Genomic DNA, 24575 nt, shown 5'->3' with positions numbered 1-24575 from the left:
TTTTATTCAGCGTCTGCGGCATCTTGTTTTTCTTGCTCAAGCAGGCTCCGTTCATAGCGTTTAAAGAACGGCCAGTAGATGAGCGCCGCGATGGCCGCATCCATGATTTGCACCAGACCGGCGGTTACCGATCCGCCCGTCGCGATAAATCCGCCGAGGAAAATCGGCACCGTAAACGGCGGCTGAATGACGATCGGCGGCAAAATGTGCGTCGCAAACAAGATGTAGTTGATCGTGACGATGATGGCCGGACCGAGAATGAACGGAATGAACAACATCGGGTTCAAAACGATCGGCAAACCGAAAATGACCGGTTCGTTAATGTTAAATATCGCCGGAATGATCGACGTGCGGCCGACTTGCTTGATTTGTTTCGATTTGGACAACAGCATGAAGATGACCAAACCGATCGTCGCCCCGGAACCGCCGAGGTGGGTAAACATGTGGAAGAACGGTTCGGTGACGATGCCGTGCGCCGTCTCACCGGCTTTGACCGCGTTGGCGTTGGCGGCGAGCTGGCTCATCCAGAACGGATAAGCGACCGAAGAGACGACGTTCATGCCGTGAATACCCATCGACCACAAGACCATCATGAGCAGGATCATGCCCAATGCCGCCCAATAAGAGTTCGACGCGGCGACGAGCGGTTTAAAGATTTCCAACACGGCTTGCGGCAGCGTGATGTGGAAATTGGCCCAGACGATCCACTCGATCGCCCAAACGGTCGGCAAGATCAACAAGAAAGGCACGAGGGCACGGAACGTCCGCATGACGTACGGCGGAACTCCCGGCGGCATTTCAAAGGCAAACCCTTTTTTCAGCAAAAAGCGCATCGCTTCGGTCGTCAAGATCCCTAAGATGATTGCAATGAATAAACCTTGTCCACCGAGATAATTCAAAATGTCGCCGAAAGGAACTTTCGTGATGTCCGTGACCGGAAAAGCGGTCATTAAGAAGGCGAGCATCGACAATATACCGGACATGACGGAGTCGAGATCGCGCCGTTCACCGAGGCTGTAACCGACCCCGAAGGCTACCGTCAAGGCCATGATGCCGAACGTTAAGTTAAAGGGAAACAGAATTTGGTTTTGGATCGGTTTGATCCCATTTTCCCACGCGTGAATGATGCCCCAATCGATCGATGTCGGCGGGTTCGCGATGATCAAGAAAATCGCGCCGGTCAAGATGACCGGAAGCGCGAAGATGACGAAGGCGTCGCGAATCGCTTGCAAGTACGTGTTTTGGGCGATTTTGCTCAACGGACCCATCAGTTTGTCTTCCAGCCATTCCATCACATGCATCGGAATGCCCCCTTTATTTTTCAATCCTTTTATTTTCCAACCATTTTCAGCACTTGATCGAGCACCTTATCGCCGTCCATCAAAGCGAACGCCCTTTGATCCACAAGGTCGACGGGAATGTTGTTTTCTTCCGCGATTTTCGTGATTTCTTTTTTCAAATGGCGGACTTGCGGTTCAAGCAAAGCCACGTCATAATTGGCCGCTTGTTTCTTAAATTCGCCGGTGCCGCCCGCATCGGCGACCAGATCCACGTTCCGTTTTTGCGCGGCTTCTTGGACTTTTTTCGCCAATTGGCTGGAAGTCGCTCCCCAGCTGCACAAAATGATCAATTTGATTGGTTCGCTCATTTTTCATGCCTCCTATGAATGATAAGGTTTGTTGATAAAGAACAATGCATCCGGATGACGACGGTGGGAGATGCTGATCCGGTTTGCATCACCCGGTCGCAGCGCTGGCCAGAACGATCCGCCGGCCACAACGCCGGCGCGGACAGCGCCACGCTTGGAATCTTGAATCGCCTTCATTCAATCGCTCCGGACACCGTTCAGCCGAAAAACGATGATGTTCCCATTAGTCCTTTTAGCGGGAACCGGCCTATGGCCGTTTCGCCAACAACTTTTTGCTCTGTTTATCCACTTCTTTATAACGCCGGAACAACCATTGGCTAAAAACGGTGGCCATGAAGAACACGACGGAAAACCCTACGCCGTATATAAGGGTATTTAAAGCGCCGGGCCGATGAACGAGCAGGCTGAACACCCCGTTGCCCACCCAGATGGCGGTAAAAACAGCGACGTAAATCTTGGCAAACCGGCTCACCTCGCCACCTCCCTTTATAACATTGTTCTTTAATCGTCCTCACTCTATTCACATGCAAGATTCGTGCCAACTTTTAATTTGTCGACAGACGGCGACACGATCCGCATTTCAAGATCTTTCGCGAAATCCCTTTCAACACTTTTGCACAGTTAAACAAAAAGTGTGCAAGACGGCACGGAGCCTTGCACACTCTAATGAACGGATGAACGTTTTGTTTATATAAATGTCACAGCGCCGCTTTATTCTTTTATGGCAAAAAAGAAAAGAAGGCGTCTCGGCGCTCGGCATGCGGTGGACCCGCAGCAGGCTGCGGCCGAAAGGCGGGCGTGGCTTCAAAAAAGCAAAGAACCGTTACCAAAAAACCGCATCATGCCAGCGCGACGAGATCCTTCTTCATTTTTTCGGAAAAAGTCAAGTGGAAGTGGGCTTCCAACGCTTCAAACAAAGGCTGCCAAACGGCAAAATCGTCCGGCGTCGGCGTTTTACGGGCCGGGACGTCCCGCCTTTCGCGGTCGAGCCGTTCGGCGTCTCCCAGCAATTGCGCCTGGATGATTTGGTCGACGAGGCTGCCGATGTGCATCCACATGCCGAGCTCTCTCGACAAATCCCAACCGTAATGGGCTCTGATGGCCGGCATATGCTGTTCCAAAATCCCGCACAAAACGCTCGGATTCAGACAGCGGACGATCTTCGCCAGCCCTTTTTCCACAAGATCTTTCATTTCTTCGTAATCATCGATGCCGTCCGGTTCGATGAAAGCTTCAGGATGTTCCGGTCTGGTCATTTCCAGCAAGCGCTCAAGCCTCGTATGGCCGTCTTCTTTAAACAGTTCCCAAGCGGGAATGAACGGGATGTGCGGCAAGGAAATCGGCACCGTGCCGACGACGGCGATGAGGTGGTATTGCTCCTTCAACTGCTGCAACAAACTGTCGTCGCGCGTCACCGGATCGATGCGGATCGAACGGACGACGACGTCCTCGTCCAACGGCGACAACTTTTTATCGATCCATTCCTGCAACAATTGGGCGGTGCCTTCTCCGGTAAAACAAACGGTCGCGATGAGCCGCCGTTTGTCAGCATCGCGGTCGGGAAACTGCGTCTCGGGCGCCATCGCCCAAAACGCTTTTTTGACGGCCCGATAGACCGCTTCCAAGTCGTTTTCCGGAATGAGCGCTTTTCTGCCCGCTTCGATAAGCATCGGCAGATTGACATTGGCCAGCGTTTTGATCGGAATGCCGAGTTCCCTCGCAAGCGCGTCGCCCATCGTCACGAGCGACCCGATGTCGACCAGCATGAGCACCCCGGCTTTGCCCGCTTTCGCCTTGAGCATTTTGCTCAAGCGTTCATAGGTGACGCTCGTCGGTTCGTCGAGCGGCATGTCGACCGCCTGGATGACCGGATTCCCCAACAAATAGTTGGTCACCTCGGCCATGGATGTTGCCGTGGAAGCGCCATGGGTGACGACGAACACAGAGACTCCGGCTGGTTTTTCCTCAGCCGTAAAAGGCGAAGCGAGCAGATGCGCGATCAGTTCAATTTCTTCGTCGGGCAGATATAATTGAATTCTTTGATTCAAAAACTCGGCGAGCTGGCGGGCGGCTTCGCGGTAGACGGGATCGGCGAATTCCGTGACCGGAAGGGTTTGCTCCCGCCCGCCCTTTATCGCGTGCAAGCGGTACGCTTGCAAATGGAGGCCGATGGCGATGAGCTGCTTCATGGTGTACGGAAACGGAAATTGGTCTTTAAAGTAATATTCCGATTCGCGCAGCGCGTCGAGCAAATCGCGGTCAATAAAGTGGGACCAGCCCGGTTCCGCTTCCAGCCTTTTCTCGGAAATCACCTTCAACTCATTGATATAGTGGTCGAGTTGCCGTTGGAAGGTTTCATTCAACGACGACGGATCGCGGCCATTTTCCTTTTCCTTAAGCCATTGCGAATAAATGCTCGGGATCGGCAGCGCGTCGTCCGCTTCCGGAGCAAGATAATGGCTTTGATCATCTCCGCTCGCCGGGCCGCCGACCAAGCTGCTGATCACGTGAGGCGGCAAATCGTCCTTTTTGATCGTGACAACGCTTTCGTCGTTTTGCAAATAACGCATGAACGCTTTCGCGCATGAAATTTGAATATCGCTTTTCAGCTGCCCGATATTGCCCGGGCAGACATATTTCAAGAAGGCTTCCCGGCATTCGGCTTCGATCGACAACGGCGCCCCCATTTTCTTCGCTTCTTGTTCCAAAAAATAGTGTAAAAATTGGTCTCTCTCTGCGAGCGGCCGCTCTCTCAGGGAGGGAATATTGATTTTCACGGAAAAACGCCTGAGCAAAGTCGGCAGCAAGGTCGCTTCCAGCGATTCGGTCGTCGCGCCGATCAAAACGATGTTGGCATGCCGTTCGACGTCGGCTTCGCCGAGACGCCGGTAGATGCCCTTGTCGATCAAATAAAAAAGCATTTCTTGTCCGGCGGGCGGCAAGCGATGGATCTCATCGAGGAAAAGGATGCCGTTGTCGGCCTGGTCGACGAGTCCTCTTTCATCCTTGGTCGCCCCGGTAAATGCGCCTCTTTTGATGCCAAAGATGTGGCCCATCAACAGCTCAGGGTTTTGCGAATAATCGGCGCAGTTAAAGACGACAAACGGCATCTGCCGTTTCCCCTTGCCGCGCATTTGCCGGGCGGCGATGTTCGCCAGATATTCGGCAAAATGGCTCTTGCCGACACCGGTTTCCCCGGACAATAATATATGCAACCCTTTTGCAGGGTAAAGCAACGCCGCCAATCCTTTTTCGATAAGGGGTTTTAAACTTCCGTCCGCACCGATCAGGCGCTCGGATTCGGGATGTGCCCCGGCGAAAGGTTCCTTATTAAGGAAGCCGTCGCGCGGCCGTTTTCCGTCGGGGGTCGCCGTCTTCCCTTCGTACCGCGCATCCGCGGGCGTGATCGACAAGCCATGTTTTGTTGGCGCCGTCCGGTTCTCCTCGATGCCGGCCGCACTCCGGTCGGCATGCACGGACGTGGTCCCCCGCCCTTGGACGTCTTCCGGGGCTTTCCGCATCCGCGGGTTTTCATCATGCGTTGCCGGTGTTTTCGCGCCGTTTTCATGATCCCCGAAATTAGCCGTTCCATTGCGAGGATCATGGACCATGGCCGCGGCGGACGAAGGGTTTCCGTGTCCGTTGTCGGCCGCCTCCATCCTGGAGATGGGGTGATGGTTGTCCGGCAGCGAATCGTCCTTCATGGACCGCCGGGACAGCGATGGCTGTGCGCCATCCGTCGCGCCGCCTGCATCCGGTTGGATGAGGTAATAGACGACGGGTTTTCCGTTCGTTTTGCCGACGAGCTTTTGTTTTTCCAATTCATTTAAATACCGGCTCGCCGTCGAACGGTCGAGCTGAAGGACGTCCGCCATCTCACGGGCCGTGACCCCTTCTCTTCCTTCTTCGGCCAGCTTTTTCAAGGCGTGATAAACTTCTTCGATTTTTTTCAACGGCGTCACCCCCTTTTAGACCCCACATTTGTCCCAGTATTATTATACTAGACAACCGCGCAAATCGTCGGTGATAAAGTTTACAAGGACAAGGAGGTTTTGCCTGTTCAAAATGGAAAATTCGGTGTCCCCACCCTCTCGACAATCGCGAAGACCCGGCTGAAACGCATATGATTCGCGATCACGCGCAAACCGTTCACATGAACCGCCATCTCCACTCCGATTGACAGATGGTTTGTCATGAACGGGCCAATCCCCTTATTTTCTTTTTTTAGCGAAAAGGAAAGCCAAAAGCAAAAACCCCAATAAGACAAACGGAATGCACATCCAAAAACAGACTTGGAAAACGATGCCGAAGAAGGCCACCGTATCGATATGCCAACCGGGTTGGGCGGATAAGGCGAGACAAAGCAACCCCAAGCCGATGAATGAGAGCGCGATCATCCATTCAAACCACTTCATGATCGTCCCCTTCCTGAACACGGGGAAAACGGACGGTGATGCAGGTGCCTTTGCCTACATCACTTTCGACGCCGATTTGCCCTTGATGAAGATGGACCAATTCTTTCACAATGGAAAGCCCCAGACCAGAACCTCCCGTGTCCCTCGATCTGGACTTTTCCACCCGGTAAAACCGGTCAAAGATTCGCTGAAGCGCATCCGCAGGGATCCCCTGTCCCGTATCCCTATTATTCGCCTCTATTCGTTTGGTCATCAGGGTCGGGCGTATAGTCAGATTTATAATCTTTATACTTGACTTCCGTCACCATTCCGGCCGACGCATGGTGCAGCTCATGGCAGTGAAACATCCAATCTCCCGGATTATCCGCTTTAAAGGCGACGACATATTCCTCACCCGGTTTGACGTTCAAAGTATCTTTTATCAACGGGGAGCCCGTCAGCGGCTTTCCGTTTTTGCTTAATACTTGGAAGAAGTGTCCGTGCAAATGCATCGGATGATCCACGGGCGAAGCATTCACTAATTTTACTTTTACCCGATCCCCTGTCTTCACATAGAGAGGTGCCGTTTCCGGATAGGTTTTGCCATTAATCGTATAGACCATGCCGTTTTTGCCCATAGCGGTTCCTAAACGCATGGTGTACGAGACATCGTATTTTTGATCGAGTGTAAAGGGGCCCGATGCCGGTTTTCCGTATTTTGTAAGGTCAACGGCCGGGAGATCTTCTTTGGCGTTTGCTTTGTCCGTGCTGCTTTTTGCGCCTTCATATTGAATTTTTACTTTCATGCCAGCGGCTCCTTTCATATTGCCGTGACATTCCAATAACCATTCGCCCGGATGATTCGCTGTAAATTCGATATCATAGCGTTCGCCTGGGGCAATATTTAACAGCTTATCTTTGATGGGTTGCGGATCATTCAACGGATGCCCGTCCGTCGCAACAATTTTATACTCATGACCATGCAGGTGGAGTGCGTGCGTCATGTATCCTGCGTTTATAAGGCGGAGCCGCACTTTTTCACCTTGCTTGACTTTTAACGGCTTGATAGCGGAACCGCTTTTCCCGTTAATCGTGAAAAGACCATACATGCCCATATCATGACAACTGCCGCTCGTATCCGTTTGTCCGTCGCCGGTACAACTTCCGTGATTCATATCGCCATGGTTCATGCCCGCCATGTTCATTTGCGCGTTTCCATGGCTCATCCATTCATCGAGCACGAGCGTATATTCACGATCAAACGTTGCCTTATTTTTCGGTTCCACAATTAAAGCCCCGTACAAACCTTCATCGACTTGATTGACGCTGTTTTGGTGGGAATGATACCAATACGTTCCCGGCACCGTTGCCGTAAATTCATACGTATAGGTTTTACCGGGTTTGATCGCATCCATAGTCACCCCGGGCACTCCATCCTGGTTATTCGAAACGGGGTAGCCGTGCCAATGGATGGCGGTCGGTACAGGCAGGTCATTTTTGAAATGGATTTTTACCCGGTCCCCTTGTTTCACATGAAGTTCCGGGCCAGGCACCGATCCGTTATACGTATAAACGGGCAGGCGGACTTTGTCGTTTATTTTTAACAACGCTTCTTTGGCAGTGATATAAAACTCTTTTCCGGACAATACTTTTGTATTCGTCGCTAACGGTAAGTTCTCGCCGGAGTTCCGCGCGGCATTTTCCCCCTGCCCGTTCATATTTGCCATGTCATGCTTTTGCGCGGATTCGTGCGGATCAACGTTTGAGCAGGCCGCGCCAATCGCGATGAAAACCGCCAAAAGGACGCCAAACCACAATTTTTTCATGTCCGTTCAATCCCCCTCCCACCCTTATGGTAAAAAACAAATGTGCAAAATGTGTGGAGAAAACGGGAATTTTAAGATGCTCTCTTCTTAACCGCGGCTTAAAAACGTTGGTTTGGACGGTGTGTTCGTAAAAACGAACACACCGTCCCCCGATCATTGGCGGTTTTTTACGGGCATTTTCCCAAAGAATCCCTCTTTATTTTCATGTTAGAATAATTTTGAAAATGGAAACCGGGTGGGGTTCTAATGGATGAGCCATTCATCGCTGAACGAAAATCACTTCTCCAACAATGGAATCACTACTTACTTCTCCAAGACAAGGAAAAGGCACTTGAAGCCAAAGATACCGCTGACCAATTCATACGGAGAGCGAATGGCAGGCACATAGACATCGATTATTTATTGGTGTCGTGCCGTCATGAACTCTCAATGACAAAGGACTACGGACAAGCGGATCGCCTCCTCACTCTCATTGAAAACTTTCATTCGCGATTAAGCCCTCGACAAGCATATACTTTTCACTTTCTGAAAGGGCTGTATTATTACAGTTTAAAACAGTACAGCGCATCGCTTGATGAATACCAACTGGCGCACGGGCTCAGCCATGCCGTCCATGATAAAATCGAAAAAGCAGAACTTTATTATAAACTCGGTACGGTTCATTTCCATTTAGACTATTTAACCCCATCGATTGAATGGGTAAATAAAGCCCTAAACATCTATGTCCAATCCAACGCAACGAAAAGATGCGCAGATTGCCATGTCCTTCTCGCCCACAACTATCAGGATATAAACGACTTTGAAAAAGCAACATCCCACTTGCAAACCGCTCGAGAACTCTATGAACAACTCAGCGATGATCAAAATTTTAACATCCTGTGTCAAGCGCTTGGCTATTTGTATGTCAAACAAAAGCGTTCGCGAGATGCGATTGCCGCCTTCGAAAAGGGCCTCGAACGCAACACAAATGTTGGTCTTCTTTTGTCCATTCTTTATCCATTGAGCAAGGAATATTTCCGGGTCGGAGAAATCGAGAAAGGTAAACAAACGTTGGCGAACGGATTGGAAATCTGCAAGTCGAACGGCATTGACGAATACAAGCATCATTTCGCCATTCTCGAAGCCCGATACATCCTAAATGATTCGCTTAAAGGACAACTTATCAATGGCATCGTTTACTTTCAAGACCGACAAATGTGGTCATATGTTGAGGAATACGCCAATGAGTTAGCCGATATGATGTTTAATGAAGGAGACTATAAAGAAGCTGCCAACTTTTATCGGATCGCTTCGGCTGCTAGGAACAAAAACTCGATCAGAGGAAAATAAAACGAGGAGGGGTTTGTCGTGAAAACATATAAAAGACGGTTGATTGGATTGGTTGGGATTTTGTTCGCTTGTCTTAGTCTCCTCTTGTTAAAAGAATCGTCCTGGGGGGACAGCGTAGCCAAACACGAATACGTCCCCGATTCTCCGAGTTATCAGGATGTCGCGAAACACGAATATGTGCCTGATTCTCCGAGTTATCGGGATGTGGCAAAACATGAATATGTGCCCGATTCGTTTGATTTTCAAGTAGCCAAACACGAATACGTCCCCGAGTCCATCGGTAACCAAATTTGAAACGGGAGTGAGAGCGCCTAACCCGCGCTCTTTTTTATCAATCAAACTGCTCATTGCTTATCATTGATCATTCATGATAAATCCCGTGAAAACATGTACGTCATCGTCAACTATATTTAAAGCGGTCAACATTTATAAATGGAAACCATTTGCTATTTCCCTTTCTTGTTTTACACAACAGATCTTAAAAATGCACCCATGGCATCATCAATGGCGTTAATAAGCACCACCCAAATAATCTGTTTTGTAATAAAATATAAAAAACGAAAGGGAATGTATTAAATGAATGTTTTTAAAAAGGGGGCTTATTTGCTCATTGCCTGCATCGCATTGACCGCTTGTAATGAAACCTCTATTGATCATCAAAAGAAAAATGCGGAAACCATGCATCATGCAACGGCATCATTCACACCGTCGCAAAAAAATATGACATCTCCAACGTTCGATTCAAAAAATGACGTTTCCGATGAAACAGTCTCTGCCTCCTCTACATCAACAAAAACATCTGTTGCTTTACCGAAAAAAGCTTCTATTACCTCCTATCACGCAACCTTTTATCTTTCATCATCCGGAAACATCCGAAGCGGCGCGGGAACAAATTATTCGATCCTCGACGTATTAACACGCGGTAAGCAAGTCCATGCTTTTGAGAAAAAATTGAACGGCAAAACGATTTGGTACCACGTTCATTACGGCCAGCACAATCAAACAGGCTGGGTCTCTTCCTCGATTTTAACGACTAAAAAACCATCGGCTCCGAACAAGGCAAGTAAACCGTCGGCGGTCGTTTCTCATTCGCGACCCCTATCAAAGCCATCAAAATCAAAGCCTTTGTCTACGACAGATCGATTGTTAAATAAAGTCTATCGAACAAGGCACGCCACCCAGGCCATGATTGTAACCGCCCGTTCATCATCAAGTTACAGCGCCACATTATCTGCATACCAATATCGTTCAGGGCATTGGACGAAAGTTTATACCATGATTGCGGTCATTGGTAAACGAGGCATCACGTTTAATCATCGCGAAGGCGATATGCGTTCGCCTGCGGGCATCTTTGACATTGGCAAGGCTTTCGGAACGGTTCCCAAGCCTTCCGGCGTGAAGTTATCATACAAAATGACCACCAAATATGATTACTGGGTCGATGACGTCACATCTTCCGACTATAATAAATGGATCGTTTACAAAGGCGATCCGAAAAAACGATGGAAATCGTTTGAACGCCTTCGAATTCCTGCGTATAAATACGCGATGATCATTCGTTTTAATATGGATCCGATTATCAAAGGCCGCGGCAGCGCCATCTTTCTGCACGTGATGCCCGGTCCTTACACCGCTGGATGCACGGCCGTATCCGAAGCAAACATGCTTAAACTGCTCAAATGGGTTTCCCCTTCGGCACACCCTGTGATCATCCAAGGAACCCAAGCACAGCTTTCTCAACTCAGCCGGTAAAAGGGCTCGAAGGCGGACTTTTTCTGCGGAATGGGAAAAAACGATGTGTCGAATCTAAGGCTTATCGTCCAACCAGAAAATGGACCCAAAAGGTCATTGTCGCCTTTTGGGTCCATTCCTCTCTTCTGCTATTCGCATGCACTTTTCAGAATGCGAATCCGCTCATCAAGAATGGGCGCGGCTAAAGAATTGCGGGAGATAATCCTTGTGCGCTTCGAGCATGTCATCCAGAATTTGTTTGGCGATCGTGTCGGACGGGACGAGCGGGTTGATCGTCATCGCCAGCAGCGCTTTGTGGTAATCGCCCGTGACGGCGGCTTCGATCGCCGTGCGTTCAAAAGATTTGATCTGTTGGACGAGGCCGTTGACGGCGACCGGCAAGGCGCCGACGTGAATCGGCTGCGGGCCGTCCTTCGTGATCACGCAGTTCACTTCGACCGCCGAGTCGTCGGGAATGCCGGCAATCGTGCCGTTATTCCTGACATTGACCGTTTGAATGTCGCGGCGGTCATTGTAGATGGAGGCGATCAAGTTGCACGCCGCGTCGCTGTAATAAGCGCCTCCCCGCTTTTCAAGTTGCGGCGGCTTGACGTTCAGGTTCGGATCTTTGTACAGCTCGAACAAGTCCGCTTCCAATTTCTTGACAACCTCCGCCCGGACGCCTTCCTTTTTCACCGCTTCCAGCTCTTCCTCGAGCATTTTTTGCGTTTGATAATAATAGCGATGATAGGGGCAAGGCAAAACGCCCAGCGCCTTGATAAAATCGGGCTCCCAGCCGAGATCGGGGATGTTTTTCACGTCGATGTCCGACGAGGTTTCGCCCGCGAGAATCCCCAATACCTTTTGCGTCACATTTTCGCCGTCCAAAAAGACGTTCAAGCCGTACACCATATGGTTGAGCCCGGCGAATTGAATATAAACGCGTTCGGGTTCAACGCCAAGGACTTGGGCGATGCGGATCTTCGTGTGGATCGGCAGGTTGCAAAGCCCGATGACCTTTTTTACGGCGCCGTAACGGAGCACCGCCTCCGTCACCATGCCCGCCGGGTTTGTAAAGTTGATCAGCCAGGCGTCGGGACAGAATTCCGCCATGTCCTCGCAGATGTCGAGCATCACCGGTATCGTGCGAAGCGCTTTAAAAAGCCCGCCCGGCCCGTTCGTTTCTTGGCCGATGACGCCGTACTTCAACGGGATTTTTTCATCTTTCACGCGGGCATCGAGGAGGCCGACGCGGAATTGCGTCGTGACGAAATCGGCGCCTTCCAACGCTTCACGCCGATCCAACGTCAAATGGATGTTGATCGGGACGCCCGCTTTCTCCACCATCCGCTTCGCCAACGCCCCGACGATTTCAAGCTTTTCGCGGCCTTCTTCGATATCGACGAGCCAAATGTCGGAGACGGGCAATTCGTCGTAACGCTTGATAAAGCCTTCGATCAGCTCGGGCGTGTAACTCGATCCGCCACCGATAGTTGCGATTTTCAGCATGGCACATTCCCCCCAGTAAACATTATGCTTCGGCACGGGCGTTTATTGTTCCGGCGCTTCTGCCGCCCGCTCTTCTCGATAATGTTGTTTATCCAACATCCGGAAGAACGGATAATAAATGAGGAGCGCCAAGAGCAAATCGACAAGTTGAATGACCGCGCCGGAAAGCTTCCCGCCTGAAGCCAACAGGCCGCTGATGAAAATCGGGGTCGTCCACGGGACGGCGACGCCGCTCGGTTTGGCCACCAAACCCATATCCATGGACAGATAAGTCACCAACACGATGACGAGCGGGGCAAAAATAAACGGGATGATCAACATCGGATTCATCACGATCGGCGTGCCGAAGATGACCGGCTCATTGATATTAAAGATCGCCGGACCGATCGCCAAACTGCCGAGCTGCTTCAACTGTTTGCTGCGCGCCAAGAACAAATAATAGAGAACGAGTGCAATCGTAAAACCGGAACCGCCGACGGTCGTCCAGACTTCATAAAATTGCGACGTGACAACATTCGGCAAATCGGCGTGCGGATGAGCCATAAACACTTTGCGGTTTTCATCCATTAAGGCGAGCCAAATGGGCATCATGATGCTGCCGACGATCGCATCGCCGTGCAGGCCGACGACCCAAAGGAGCTGGATGCAAAACACCGCGATCAAGATACCGCCGAGCCCGCCGCCAAGATGCTTCAACGGCATGCTGATCAACGTGGAAATCATCGTCGGAATGTCTTTCCACGGCGTATAAGCAACGGCCAGGCGTATGAGCCAAACCACAACGAGAACGGCAAATGCCGGAATTAATGCGGCAAAGGATTTCGCCACGGCCGGCGGGACGGTCGGAGGCATTTTGATCGTAATGTCCTTTTGGACGATGATTCGGTAAATTTCGGTCGAAATCAAAGCGAAAATCATGGCGATAAAGATGCCTTTGCTGCTCAATAGGCTGACGGGCAGCACCCCCGTCACCAGTTCCGATTTGCCCGCCGCCGTCGCATACAACATCTCATGCGGCGTTGTCAGGATAAAGGCGGCGAGGGAAATGACGCCGGCCGACACCGGATCGACGCGATACCGCTCGGCCAACCGGTAAGCGACCCCGAAGCTGACGACCAGGCCGATGATGTCAAAGGTGGCGCCGACGGGATACGTCAGTTTATCTTGCCATTTCTCCCCGAACAGGTGCGCCATCATATCGCCGAAGCCGGGGATCGGCAGGTTGGCGACGATCAAAAACAGTGAACCGACGATGATCAAAGGCATGGTGACGATGATGCCGTCGCGGATGGAAACGAGATGGCGTTGATTGCCCAGCTTGGCAGCCAGCGGTGTGATGTATTTTTCAAGCCAATTCATCAATTTGTTCATCCTGTTTCATCTCCCTTCTTCCTCGCGTTGCAGGCCGCAATTCAACGAATGGAAAGCCCGTTTCATGGATAAAAAATCCGGGTAGGCCCTTCATCAACTCTTAATCAAATCCACCGCTTGTTTGAGAACGGCCGCTCCGTCGCAAAGCCCGTAATGCATCGGTTGGATGACATCGGCTTTAATGCCATGTTCATATGCAAGCGTTTTCATTTCGTTGAACAAATAACGAACTTGCGGGCCGAGCAAAACGACGTCCACCTCATGCAATTTTTGCTTGGCTTCATCCGCAGGCAGCGCGGTGATTTCCGCTTCCAAACCTTCCTTCTTCGCGGCTTCCTGCATTTTGGCGACGAGCAGACTCGTCGACATGCCGGCCGCGCAACAAAGCATGATTTTCATCGTCCCACTCTCCTCATCCGAGAAAGATTTTCTCCGACCCGGCGCGGCTACCATGTTGTACGAAAGGATTTGGTCCAAGAGCCGGTGGCCGTCGAACGTTTGGTAAATCGCCGTGTCAATGATGGCCACGCGCACGGATTTCGGCGCCCGCCTTTGAATGCTGTCGGCTTTGTACCGCAAGTGCGGCCCCAAAAGCACAAGGTCCGCACCCTCGAGCTTCCGCTCCAGCAGATCGCTGTCCACCGCTTGAATGTCGATGGAAACGGAACGCTCGGCGGCGGCTTGCCGCGCCCGTTTCGCCAACAGGCTCGTCGACATCCCACCCGAACAACAAAGATAGACCTTCAAGGATCCTTTCATCCTTCCGCCCCTTGCGGCCTCTTTTGTCGCAAAGGGCGCTTCACCTCCAATATAAGAAAATTCCGCCCATATATACAGTTCGACCTTTTTCCGCTATGCAACGGAAAAAGGTCAACGGACCGCATCGAGCTGTTCCCAGAATCGTTGAAAAGCCGAAAAACCGTCCAGTTGCAACGCTTTCTTCTGCAGCGCCGGGCGTTCCATGATGAGGAGCAGGCGTTCATAAATGTCATCCAAGTCGCGATCGTTGCCTTTTTTGACCGACAACAAAAACACCAACTCCACCTTTTGGCGGTCCGGCCCCCAATCCATCGGTTTGTTCAACAAGGCGACGGCCAAAACCGTCTCATAACCGCACGGTTCCGCCGGATGCGGCAACGCCATGTTGCCCCCGAAAGCCGTTGGCGACACGCGCTCCCGCTTTAATGTCAACGCCAGCAATTCTTCAGGCGCATAGCCGTTCCGTATCACCGCGCCGGCGAGGAAAACGATCGCATCCGTCGGCGAGCGGAAGGTCACGTCCCGGAAAAATAACGGCGGCTTCAGCGGAGAGCGATCGGATGATTTGATGGCCGTCTGTATTTTTATTTGATCATCGGCCGTCAACAATGGATGGACGACGAGCACCGGACAGCCAACATCGTCCGGTAACGGAACGGTCGATAAGATCAACCGGCAATGGCGCCCGATTTTATCTTTCAATGCCCCGCTGTCATACAGCCCGGTAATCTGGAGGCGGTTCCCGTATAGCCCTTCCACCTTCTTCTTTAAAATTTGCGCCGACGCGATGCCCGACGTACATACGATGGCGACGGGAATTTTTTCAAGGCGAGCTTCACGGGCTTGCTGCAAATGCAATGCCAAAAAGCCGGCTTCATCTTCCGAGAGGGTGATGCCGAAGCGATCCTTAATCAAATCGATCGCTTGCAGCGCCAAGTCAAACGCGTGCGGATATTGTTTTTTGATTTCCTCCAACATCTCGTTTTTGGCGACAAGTCCGTACCGCGCCCGTTTTAAAGCGGGCAGAAGATGGCGGATAAAATATTGCCGCCATTCCTTCGTCGGGCGAAGCGCCAACCGTTGCTCCAACAAATCGGTCACCGCTTCGGTCAGATCGGCGAGCCCTCCCGCATCGGCAAGATCGTTTGGATAGACCATGCTCGTGACGCGATGTTTGATGATGAGCATGGTCAGGAAGAGCCGGTCGCCCGCTGTCAAAGGCGGCGCCTCTTCAGAGAGGCTTTTGAGCATGCGGCCGCTCCATTCGAATTCCGCCTCGTTCCGCAAACAGCCGGGATCAAAAGGCAGCGTTTTCAGCGGATGTCCCGCCGCGTTGCGCCGCCGGGCGATTTGGATGTACCGGGCGATTTCCGCAATGCCGTCGCCGCGCAGCACCACGCCGGTCTGCCCGGCCCATTCATGGATCAAACGGACAAGGGCCGGATCGGCTTCTTTTTTCGGACCTTCATTCAATAAAAACAGGCGGAAATCATATTCTTCACCATCGATGTAAATGCCGTAATTCGGCTTGGATTTGAGCGATAGTCCGTATTTTCCCAAAATTGGTTTCAACGCTTTGAGATCTTGCGAGAGCGTCGAGCGACTGACATAAAGTTGGTCTGCGGCCCGGTCCAATTTTAAATAGGTATGATCCACCAAAAATTCAATGATCCAGCGCTTTCGACCGTCCCGATCCCCTTGTGCTTCCTTTTGCCTTTTGGTGCCGTCCGCCCATTTGGCGAAAGCCCGGCTGTCGTAAATGATCAATTGATAGCCGCTCCCGCGCCGTGATTCGATGGCCGCCCCATATGCTTTGAGCGACGCATTCAATTGTTTTATGAGATTTCGGATGGTCCGCGAAGACACGTTTAACTCTTCGGCCAACGCGTTGCCGCTGACCGGCTCTTTGGCGATGCGCAGCCGTTCCATGATATACGCTTGCCTCGTCTCCACGGTCAAAACCCCTTTCGGCCTCGAAGGGAAATCGCTTACATAAAACCGTGTCGGTTTCGTTCGGCGCATGAAAACGGGGATGGCAAAGGCATCTTGAACGCCCAAATTACTCATGCGGTTGGTGGACATCGACCGAAATCAACGCATCCCCTCAGCCTCATCCTTATGAGGCTCGAACAAAATGTTGAATCTATTTTAATATTAATTGCACAATGGTTCCTATGAAACAACCGAAGCCGGCGCTTTTTAAGAAGGAAAGACGCCCGGCGGAGGGAAACTCCATCTTCTGACACATAAAATGCCCCGATGTTTCATATCAAAAAGGGCACACCAAATCATTGAAAAACAGGGACTTACAGGAGTTTTAACATCATCTCATTAAGATCATCCGCCTTCCTGCTGTCGCCTGCCGCTACTGGACATCCTTTCGATCGATGCCCGCCACCATGAGAATGAAGAGGCACCGATTTTTCCTGCACGCTTTATAGACGCTGGTCGGATGAGGCGCGGTTTTCACCAAGATGATATATCTTCAATTGAGGCCAAATCGCCTTCCAATTCTTTTTAGCGAGCCGTTCTTCGTAGACCTTGGCCAGATCCGGCGTTTTTTCAAATAAAGGCGTCGGTTTGACACGCAAACGAAGCACATCATCCAGCCCGTGCGGAGCCAGCAAAATCAGCTCATCCCGGTCATTCAGCTTGACGCCTAAGGCGGTGGCGGTTTCCGGGAATTTCGAGATGGCGTCCGCCGACGACGTATAAGGGGGAAGCTGGTTCACCGCATGCATGCGTGCCTCATTTTTCACGGACCAAGGGACATTGGGCAGAAGGCTTCTTAGCTTGGCTTCCCACCTCTTTTCAATCCCTTCATCTCCATTTGTCCCATCAAAATAAACGACATCAATATCGGAGAGCGGCGTCCGGTTTTTAAAATCGTGCAGAACATCCCAAATTTTTGAGCGCACAAACCCGGCGCAAATCCACCAATCGGGCAAATTCAACGATTTGGCCGCCCTTAATATTTCCATCATCCAATGATCTTCCCGGATGATCCTCAAGACATCCTCTTGATTTTCCACGCGCATGGATTTCCCTCCAAACAAAAATATTGTATCATAAAACTCACAAAATACTTTTTATTCTATGGATGCAACCCGCGTATTTGCCGGCTTTTTTGGCGGATGAAGGATCCCGTGATCGGCGCCGCGCGGTTTAGGGCGCTCCATCTACGGGTGGATTCGGCCAATCTTTTGAAGCGGAACGGCGCGGTAATCCGGATGTACGGCCGCTCGGTTCTTAAGAAAATGAAACGGTGTTGATGGCCGGCGCTACATGGCTGAGGGGCACAGCCATTTTCAAATCATCGGTTCGCAAAACCTCCCGCCGCTTCATGTGACGGTCGGCGGGGTTTTCCGCTTTTTCCGATCATGGTCGCGCTGGCCGGGAGGATGTGGCGGTCGTTCGATCGTGATATGATAAAACTAACCGAGAAAAAGGGAGGCAGGCGCAGTGAAAGAGGAAATCATCAAACGCTTCACGTCCTATGTCAAAGTGAACACACAGTCCAATGAAGACAGCGACACCTGTCCGTCAACGCCCGGACAGCTCGAGCTCGCCAACCAGCTCGTCGACGAATTGAAAGCGATCGGCATGGAAGACGTCACGATCGACGAAAACGGCTATGTGATGGCGACGCTTCCCGCCAATACGGATAAACCCGTGCCGACGATCGGCTTTTTGGCGCATGTCGACACGGCGACCGAAATGACCGGGGCGGGCGTCAACCCGCAAATCGTCGAAAACTATGACGGCGGGGACATCGTCTTAAACGAAGACTTACATATCGTGCTGTCGCCGCAAGATTTTCCGGAACTTTCCCGCTATAAAGGCCATACGCTCATCACGACCGACGGCACGACGCTGCTCGGCGCCGATGACAAAGCCGGCATCGCCGAAATCATGACGGCGATGGCCTACTTGATCAAACACCCGGAAATCAAGCACGGGCGGGTGCGCGTCGCCTTTACGCCGGATGAAGAGATCGGCCGGGGGCCGCACAAATTCGACGTCGCCGCTTTTGACGCGAAAGTCGCTTACACGGTCGACGGCGGCGCGCTCGGCGAGCTGCAATACGAAAGCTTTAACGCCGCCGCGGCCAAGATTACGGTGAAAGGCAAAAATGTCCATCCCGGATCGGCGAAGGGGAAAATGATTCACGCGGCAAAGATCGCCATGGACTTGCACAATCGATTGCCGGCGGACGAAGCGCCCGAATTCACCTCAGGGTACGAAGGGTTTTATCATTTGCTGTCCATAAACGGCGACGTCGAGCAAACCAAGCTGCACTACATTATCCGCGATTTTGACCGGGATCGTTTTAACGCCCGCAAAGCTTATCTCGAAACCGTCGTCAAGGAATTCAAAGAGAAATACGGCGAAGAAAACATTCAGCTGGAATTGAACGACCAATATTACAACATGCGGGAAAAAATCGAGCCGGTGAAGGAAATCGTCGACATCGCGCAAGAGGCGATGAAAAATCTGGGGATCGAGCCGATCATTTCCCCGATCCGCGGCGGTACGGACGGCTCGCAGTTGTCCTACATGGGCCTGCCGACGCCGAACATCTTTACCGGCGGCGAAAACTTCCACGGCAAGTACGAATACATTTCCGTCGACAACATGATCAAAGCGACGAACGTCATCATCGAAATCATCAAGCTGTTTGAACAACGCGCTTGAATGAAGCACGGCGAGCCATCCGATAACCGCCGCTTAATCATGTGACCCACGTACGGCGTCCGCCTGCGCTCCGATTCCCGTTCAGGGTCCTACGAGGAGCGCGGCGGGTGCTTTTTTTAACGGAGCATGAAACGACCGTTGCAGAAACACCGCGGGCACTTTTCTTGAAGCGGCATGGGCGCATCCACATCCGCGGCCATCCAGATGCCGGCCACCTCACCGGCGTTGATAACAAGCAAGACCTAAGAAACATCCGGCGGCCAAACAAATCAATAAACGATTGAAAAGAAAATATTCCGGCGAGATGGCGTAATAAAAATTAGCTGTATTCGCCCCCATCGAAAAGAGCTTAAACAATCGGCCGTCCGAATACAGATCAAGGACAAAATAGACGAGCGTCACGAACAGACCGGCATAGCTGTTCTTCGTTAAAGCGATGATGCACAACATGAGCGCGGAAAGAAAAACAATATTCGGGAGAAAACGCACGCTCAACAAAAAGCCGATCAGGCCGAAAAAAGAAACATTGCGGTAATAGAATCCCGCTGAAACAAACGAGCCGATGCAAAAGAGGAAAACAATGATCGCCCAACGGTAAACCATTGGACGGTTGAAAGAGGCCGGATGGTAGAAGGCCAGAAACCGGTAGGTCTGATTCTTATAATCATTGAAAAACGCAAAAGCGGTCATCAAGGCCGCCAAAAGCGGCACGGCATAATCATACAAATCATCCACGCCTTTAAGAAGGTTTTTTGCCTTTATTGATATGAGGTAGTTTGATGGAGCGGGGAACAAAACGGAATAAACGAACAGGAGCAAAAGGAGAGCTAAGGTCAATATCAATTTGAACCCGCGAATATCATAGATTTTAAAGTAATGATTGAAAAAGACGTTATCGGTTTTGAAAATAGATGTACGCATTTTCCAATGAAATCTCCTTTTCTTGATAACTGTCGGCGACGTCCTGTTCATTCTTGATAAACCGGATTTTGTAACGATCGGTGCTCAGCCGTTTTTCTTCAATGACGGTCACCTTTTTCCGCAAGGCCATCAACGTCGAGAAATCCGTTTCAAGCGTTCGTATATACGGGATGCTTTCGGAGATCATTTCTGCGACCGAGCCGTCAAAGGCAATGGAATGATCTTTTAAAATGATGATCTGTTGGCTGTACAACTCGACATCTTCAATGATGTGCGTGGAAATCAGAGTAATGGCGTCGTTGCTGATTTCGGACAGATAGCTCCTGAATTGCGCCCTCTCCTCCGGGTCCAAGCCCGCCGTCGGTTCATCGATGATCAGCAACGTCGGTTTTCCGATGACCGCCTGGGCGATGCCCAATCTTCTTTTATAGCCGCCCGAATACTTCCCGATTCTTTGGTGGATGACGGGTCCCAAGTGGAACCGTTCGACGATTTCATCGATTGTTTCTTTTTTATTCGTTTTTATCTTTTTTAAATCAAACACATAGGACAGAAGATCATATCCGGTAACGTTGCCGTACATATCGAAGGTTTGCGGTAAATAGCCGACCTGATCGATGGGGTAAGGTTTTGTCTTTAATAAATCGATGCCGTTCAACATGATCCTTCCGCGCGAAGGTTTTTTTAATCCCGTTAATAGATTCATTAATGTCGTTTTACCGGCTCCATTATTTCCCAATAGGGCGGTGATCCCGTCTCGACAGGCAAACGAAATATTGTCCAGCACCACATTTTTCCCATATGAAAAGGACACGTTTTCGATCGATAAGTGGTTCCCCATGCGCATCAAGCCCCTTTAATAATTAGAATCGTTGACAATAAGCGTATCTCCAACCAATCGAAGGCCTTCGTCGTCTAAACCATTGGGCCAACTTCCGACGATCACCGTTTTGTAGGCCCTGTTTTGCAAGGATTGAAGATCGGAGGCTGACAATGTCCGGTGTCGTGCTTTGGCCGCTTGGTTTATGAGCCCCTTAAGACTGGATTGGAATACATCCAAATGGGCATCGATTGGAAGAATGTAAGTCACCCCATTATCCGTTAGCGTTTGATATTGTCCGGCAAACAGGCTTAAACTCGACGTTTCCCCTTTCCGTTCGGTTTCGCCAGTGAATATTCCCAAATTGGAATAAATCTTTGCCGAAGCGTCCAAGCGAACATCGTAATAGGAAGGTTTTGGTTCGGGCATGGCGGGATACCACGCAAAGAGCCATCCGGGGAGATTGACGGCATCGCTCGTCACATAATAAGTCAGCACGCCCAAGTCGTCTTCGAGCTGGACATCGCCCTCATAGGAAACGACGATCTTTTTCGTTTCGTTTGGCCGGTACGGGACGTCGATTTTTAGAAGATTATTTTTATGGCTATACTTTACGGGAGAATCGTTGACTTTCACCGAATCGATCGTGAAACAGTCGTCCAGCAGCAAGTTGATGGCGTCGCCGGCGGAGGAAAAAGACATTTCTAATTCCGCCGTATTTTTCAGTCTATTCGTCAAAGCCAGGTCCATTTTATAGGTTTGAACGGCATAAGGAACATGTGCGAACTCAGCAGTCGGATACGCCCGGATTTTTTGCACGTGTTTTTCGCCGTAAATGACGACCCCCTTCATGGCCAGCAAGGCCAGAACCGCCAACAGGATATATGCCGTTTTTTTCTTACGATAAACGCTATAAGTGATCAATAACAAGAATAGCATCAATAAAATCAAGAACAATTTGTCCAAAAAATAATTCAGGTTAAAGATCGTGCCGGACATTGTATTGGTCTCGACTTGCATATAATCGTCGAAAATATTTAGGAGTTTCTGCTGATAGGTAATGGTCGTATTAATCGATTTCCACAAAAAGTAACCATATAAAAGTAAAGAAAGTAAGATGGATGCCCTGTGTTGCACTAAAATTCCAATGGTCGTCCCGATCGTGGCCGCCAGCATGTTTGAGAGGGTCCACAATATGAAGAAATGGACCAGGCCTTTCCATAGAAAAGACCCATCCGTCAGAGGGTTTTTAAAAGCGAGCATGGCCGCCATCGGCAACAGGGCGACGACAGAACTGATAATGAAAGCAGAAAAAAGCAACTTCCATTGTTTTTTCAACACGTCGCGTTCCAAGAAAACGAGCGATTCATACCGCTTGGAAATTACCCACGCCGTAGAAATCAAAAGAAACAAATTGGAACAAATGTAACCATGAAAAAAGAGCCTAACGAACTCAAAAATGGTAATATGCAAAGAACCTTTTATAAAATATACAAAAAATAAAACAAATGAAATATAAATAAAAAAGATAGGGTTTTTTATCATGGCTTTAATATAGAATGTGGGAAATCCGTTCATCGCTCACATCGAGTAACGGTTAACGGTTACTCGTCTCCTTTCCGACAAAAATGGATGTGTTTTTAAGAGGCCGCGTGGTTCATGAGCACGAGCAACATTTGATCGCATAATACCCGAAAGCGGTCAAGTGTTTCTGCGATTTGCGCGTTTCTTCACTTATCCCGCCCCATTTTTTGCACAAATAGATGCGGAGCCCTTTAAATTCTTTTTAAAAGAACCAACTGATAGACGGCGTATGGGATGAACGAAAGGATCAGAGCGAATCGGATGGACAGGTTGCCGTCAACGACATGAAATTGAGCGAGAACCGCAAATATGAACAAAATGACCAGATTGGTCAATCCTGCCCAGCTCGCCGATTTTAATTTGGCGATTTTAACTTTTTCATCCCTTTTATTCCCGACATTGACAGACATAAAGAGGATGTCGGTCACACCCACGACGAAAAGAAACAAGTTGATCATAAAAAAGTCATTCATCTGTTCGTGGATGAAGCCGTTCATTACATTAAAGCCTGTTATGACGCAAATGATCCCAAGAATTAAAAACCCCAGTATCGACCTTCGTTTTTTTTGCATCGTCGCTCACCTCTCAAACATTTAATCGATTAACGCCTCAGATGCCGTAAATTTGTAAATAATATTTTTTATCCCAAAAATAAGTATACATGATTTTCCGGCCATTGGATTCGAAATTTTTCTACAAAACTCGTTCCATTCATTCAAACTTTTATCTCACTGAGAAAAGTTTGAAGCCATAAAAGATAGGGTCTCCGGAAGAACGAAACAGTCTGAGTCCCTTTGAACAACGGGACTCAGGCTGTTTAACCGGGCGGATTGATTTCCGTCTGCTGTTTTGTACAGAAAACCTTTCCCTTTTGGAATAGGCCATTGTATTTGCAGACTTCTCATACTTCATTTGCTAAGAAGAAGACAATCATTTATTTGCTTTTCAATTCTCACTCCCGTCCGTAAGAGAATTATCCGTCTCGGGGACCTGATGACCAAGCCTCCGGTAAGGGGACTACGGGTTACGTACGGCCATCACTCATCATATGGAACGTCACGACAAGCATCAATTCCTCATAGGTAAGATCTAAACGGTGATCCAACCGGCCGAACGATATTCCATCCTGAGGTTTCAATTCCTCATAGGTAAGATCTAAACAATGTAGCCTTCTAAATATTCATCGCCGTTGTTGTAGTTTCAATTCCTCATAGGTAAGATCTAAACCAAGTATGCTGACAACCATGCCGACAACTATGCCAAGTTTCAATTCCTCATAGGTAAGATCTAAACGACGCAAACGGGAACGGAATGAGCGATACACCGGATGGGCTTCAATTCCTCATAGGTAAGATCTAAACCAGACTCCGGAATGTTTTGTGCTTCCGAGAGTTGAGGTTTCAATTCCTCATAGGTAAGATCTAAACTTGGTATGAGAACCGTGAGCCGGTTGGAAAGGCCGAGTTTCAATTCCTCATAGGTAAGATCTAAACGATTTGGAGTGAGGATTACCCAATGTGGGTTTTCCAGTTTCAATTCCTCATAGGTAAGATCTAAACCGCATTGCCATTCGCCAAAAGCTCGATGATGTCGCTGCTTTCAATTCCTCATAGGTAAGATCTAAACGGTCATACGCTTGGACAAGATGGGATTTTGCGGAAAAACTTTCAATTCCTCATAGGTAAGATCTAAACAATGTCCAGATCCATGGCTATGCTCCTTTCCAAAAACTTTCAATTCCTCATAGGTAAGATCTAAACCTGGGATCGGCAGCCCAATCCGGCCGGCATTTTCAACTTTCAATTCCTCATAGGTAAGATCTAAACACGGACCGAATCCCGGTCTATTACATGGACAGCGAATACTTTCAATTCCTCATAGGTAAGATCTAAACGGACCTTGATCTTCATGCTCCACCCTCCAAAAMAAAAAACTTTCAATTCCTCATAGGTAAGATCTAAACGCTTTCTCCAATATGGGAAAGCGGT

General features: G+C 49.8%; 22 protein-coding genes, 1 pseudogene and 1 CRISPR repeat array. Of the genes and pseudogenes, 5 read left to right on the top strand and 18 right to left on the bottom strand.

The window, feature by feature from the left end; all coding sequences use genetic code 11:
- Window positions 1–2 precede the first annotated feature (2 nt).
- From CCB157_RS01125 to CCB157_RS01095, 8 genes are all read right to left on the bottom strand, one after another.
- On the bottom strand, window positions 3–1301 hold the full coding sequence (locus CCB157_RS01125; protein WP_077614092.1) for a PTS sugar transporter subunit IIC: 1299 nt from the start codon (window positions 1299–1301) through the stop codon (window positions 3–5).
- 29 nt (window positions 1302–1330) lie between these two features.
- The gene (locus CCB157_RS01120; RefSeq protein WP_077614091.1) at window positions 1331–1648 is read right to left on the bottom strand and encodes a PTS sugar transporter subunit IIB; all 318 of its coding nucleotides are present in this window, start codon (window positions 1646–1648) and stop codon (window positions 1331–1333) included.
- Between the two features lie 12 nt (window positions 1649–1660).
- A complete protein-coding gene (locus CCB157_RS17500; RefSeq protein ID WP_158077159.1) occupies window positions 1661–1825 on the bottom strand; it encodes a hypothetical protein in 165 nt (54 codons plus the stop codon).
- A 70-nt stretch (window positions 1826–1895) separates the two neighbouring features.
- Window positions 1896–2120 carry a hypothetical protein gene (locus CCB157_RS01115; RefSeq protein WP_077614090.1) on the bottom strand — a complete coding sequence of 75 codons (225 nt, stop codon included), beginning with the start codon at window positions 2118–2120 and terminating at the stop codon, window positions 1896–1898.
- 367 nt (window positions 2121–2487) lie between these two features.
- Window positions 2488–5601 (bottom strand): sigma 54-interacting transcriptional regulator, encoded by a 3114-nt coding sequence (locus CCB157_RS01110; protein ID WP_077614089.1) that lies wholly within the window; start codon window positions 5599–5601, stop codon window positions 2488–2490.
- 258 nt (window positions 5602–5859) lie between these two features.
- The gene (locus tag CCB157_RS01105; protein WP_077614088.1) at window positions 5860–6063 is read right to left on the bottom strand and encodes a hypothetical protein; all 204 of its coding nucleotides are present in this window, start codon (window positions 6061–6063) and stop codon (window positions 5860–5862) included.
- A complete protein-coding gene (locus tag CCB157_RS01100; protein ID WP_077614087.1) occupies window positions 6050–6316 on the bottom strand; it encodes a sensor histidine kinase in 267 nt (88 codons plus the stop codon). Before CCB157_RS01100 ends, CCB157_RS01105 begins: the two co-directional genes overlap by 14 nt.
- Window positions 6291–7868, bottom strand: a complete 1578-nt coding sequence (locus CCB157_RS01095) for a multicopper oxidase family protein (RefSeq protein WP_077614086.1) — start codon at window positions 7866–7868, stop codon at window positions 6291–6293. The genes CCB157_RS01100 and CCB157_RS01095 overlap by 26 nt, the downstream gene beginning before the upstream one ends.
- Before the next feature lie 246 nt (window positions 7869–8114).
- Here CCB157_RS01095 and CCB157_RS01090 point away from each other — a divergent pair, with 246 nt between their 5' ends.
- The 3 genes from CCB157_RS01090 to CCB157_RS01080 all read left to right on the top strand — a co-directional run bounded on the left by CCB157_RS01090 (window position 8115) and on the right by CCB157_RS01080 (window position 10949).
- The gene (locus CCB157_RS01090) at window positions 8115–9197 is read left to right on the top strand and encodes a tetratricopeptide repeat protein (protein WP_077614085.1); all 1083 of its coding nucleotides are present in this window, start codon (window positions 8115–8117) and stop codon (window positions 9195–9197) included.
- 18 nt (window positions 9198–9215) lie between these two features.
- A complete protein-coding gene (locus CCB157_RS01085; protein ID WP_077614084.1) occupies window positions 9216–9491 on the top strand; it encodes a hypothetical protein in 276 nt (91 codons plus the stop codon).
- A 282-nt stretch (window positions 9492–9773) separates the two neighbouring features.
- The gene (locus tag CCB157_RS01080) at window positions 9774–10949 is read left to right on the top strand and encodes a L,D-transpeptidase family protein (RefSeq protein WP_077614083.1); all 1176 of its coding nucleotides are present in this window, start codon (window positions 9774–9776) and stop codon (window positions 10947–10949) included.
- A gap of 165 nt (window positions 10950–11114) precedes the next feature.
- Here the strand turns inward: CCB157_RS01080 and CCB157_RS01075 are convergent, their stop codons facing one another.
- The 6 genes and pseudogenes from CCB157_RS01075 to CCB157_RS01055 form a co-directional block, all read right to left on the bottom strand.
- Window positions 11115–12437: a 6-phospho-beta-glucosidase gene (locus tag CCB157_RS01075; protein WP_077614082.1), complete on the bottom strand. Its 1323-nt coding sequence runs from the start codon at window positions 12435–12437 to the stop codon at window positions 11115–11117.
- Window positions 12438–12479: 42 nt separating this feature from the next.
- Window positions 12480–13808, bottom strand: a complete 1329-nt coding sequence (gene celB / locus CCB157_RS01070) for a PTS cellobiose transporter subunit IIC (protein WP_077614081.1) — start codon at window positions 13806–13808, stop codon at window positions 12480–12482.
- Window positions 13809–13901: 93 nt separating this feature from the next.
- Window positions 13902–14207: a PTS sugar transporter subunit IIB gene (locus CCB157_RS17910; protein ID WP_238594556.1), complete on the bottom strand. Its 306-nt coding sequence runs from the start codon at window positions 14205–14207 to the stop codon at window positions 13902–13904.
- A gap of 84 nt (window positions 14208–14291) precedes the next feature.
- Window positions 14292–14567: pseudogene (locus tag CCB157_RS17905) on the bottom strand (PTS sugar transporter subunit IIB); the annotation flags it as partial.
- Between the two features lie 111 nt (window positions 14568–14678).
- On the bottom strand, window positions 14679–16520 hold the full coding sequence (locus CCB157_RS01060) for a BglG family transcription antiterminator (protein WP_158077158.1): 1842 nt from the start codon (window positions 16518–16520) through the stop codon (window positions 14679–14681).
- Window positions 16521–17002: 482 nt separating this feature from the next.
- Window positions 17003–17605, bottom strand: a complete 603-nt coding sequence (locus tag CCB157_RS01055) for a nucleotidyltransferase family protein (protein WP_077614078.1) — start codon at window positions 17603–17605, stop codon at window positions 17003–17005.
- A 424-nt stretch (window positions 17606–18029) separates the two neighbouring features.
- On the opposite strand from CCB157_RS01055, the gene pepT reads away from it, so the two are divergent.
- A complete protein-coding gene (gene pepT / locus CCB157_RS01050) occupies window positions 18030–19262 on the top strand; it encodes a peptidase T (RefSeq protein ID WP_077614077.1) in 1233 nt (410 codons plus the stop codon).
- A 216-nt stretch (window positions 19263–19478) separates the two neighbouring features.
- Here the strand turns inward: pepT and CCB157_RS01045 are convergent, their stop codons facing one another.
- From CCB157_RS01045 to CCB157_RS01035, 3 genes are read right to left on the bottom strand one after another with little or no spacing between them, the layout of a single operon-like run.
- A complete protein-coding gene (locus CCB157_RS01045; RefSeq protein ID WP_077614076.1) occupies window positions 19479–20183 on the bottom strand; it encodes a hypothetical protein in 705 nt (234 codons plus the stop codon).
- Window positions 20155–21024: an ATP-binding cassette domain-containing protein gene (locus CCB157_RS01040; RefSeq protein ID WP_077614075.1), complete on the bottom strand. Its 870-nt coding sequence runs from the start codon at window positions 21022–21024 to the stop codon at window positions 20155–20157. The genes CCB157_RS01045 and CCB157_RS01040 overlap by 29 nt, the downstream gene beginning before the upstream one ends.
- 15 nt (window positions 21025–21039) lie before the next feature.
- On the bottom strand, window positions 21040–22089 hold the full coding sequence (locus CCB157_RS01035; RefSeq protein ID WP_143286872.1) for a M1 aminopeptidase family protein: 1050 nt from the start codon (window positions 22087–22089) through the stop codon (window positions 21040–21042).
- Between the two features lie 109 nt (window positions 22090–22198).
- Here CCB157_RS01035 and CCB157_RS17170 point away from each other — a divergent pair, with 109 nt between their 5' ends.
- Complete coding sequence (locus CCB157_RS17170; RefSeq protein WP_143286871.1) at window positions 22199–22432, top strand: hypothetical protein; 234 nt, start codon at window positions 22199–22201, stop codon at window positions 22430–22432.
- 346 nt (window positions 22433–22778) lie between these two features.
- On the opposite strand, the gene CCB157_RS01030 is transcribed toward CCB157_RS17170, so the two are convergent.
- A complete protein-coding gene (locus CCB157_RS01030) occupies window positions 22779–23159 on the bottom strand; it encodes a hypothetical protein (RefSeq protein ID WP_077614073.1) in 381 nt (126 codons plus the stop codon).
- Window positions 23160–23654: 495 nt separating this feature from the next.
- Window positions 23655–24550: direct repeats of the CRISPR family, unit length 28 nt; unit sequence TTCAATTCCTCATAGGTAAGATCTAAAC.
- Window positions 24551–24575: the final 25 nt, after the last annotated feature.

Origin of the sequence: Caenibacillus caldisaponilyticus, from assembly GCF_002003465.1 — a bacterium.
Lineage (GTDB): Bacteria > Bacillota > Bacilli > Bacillales > Sporolactobacillaceae > Caenibacillus > Caenibacillus caldisaponilyticus.
Note: the sequence above shows the minus strand (reverse complement) of the source record. Positions and strands in the feature narration are given on the sequence as shown.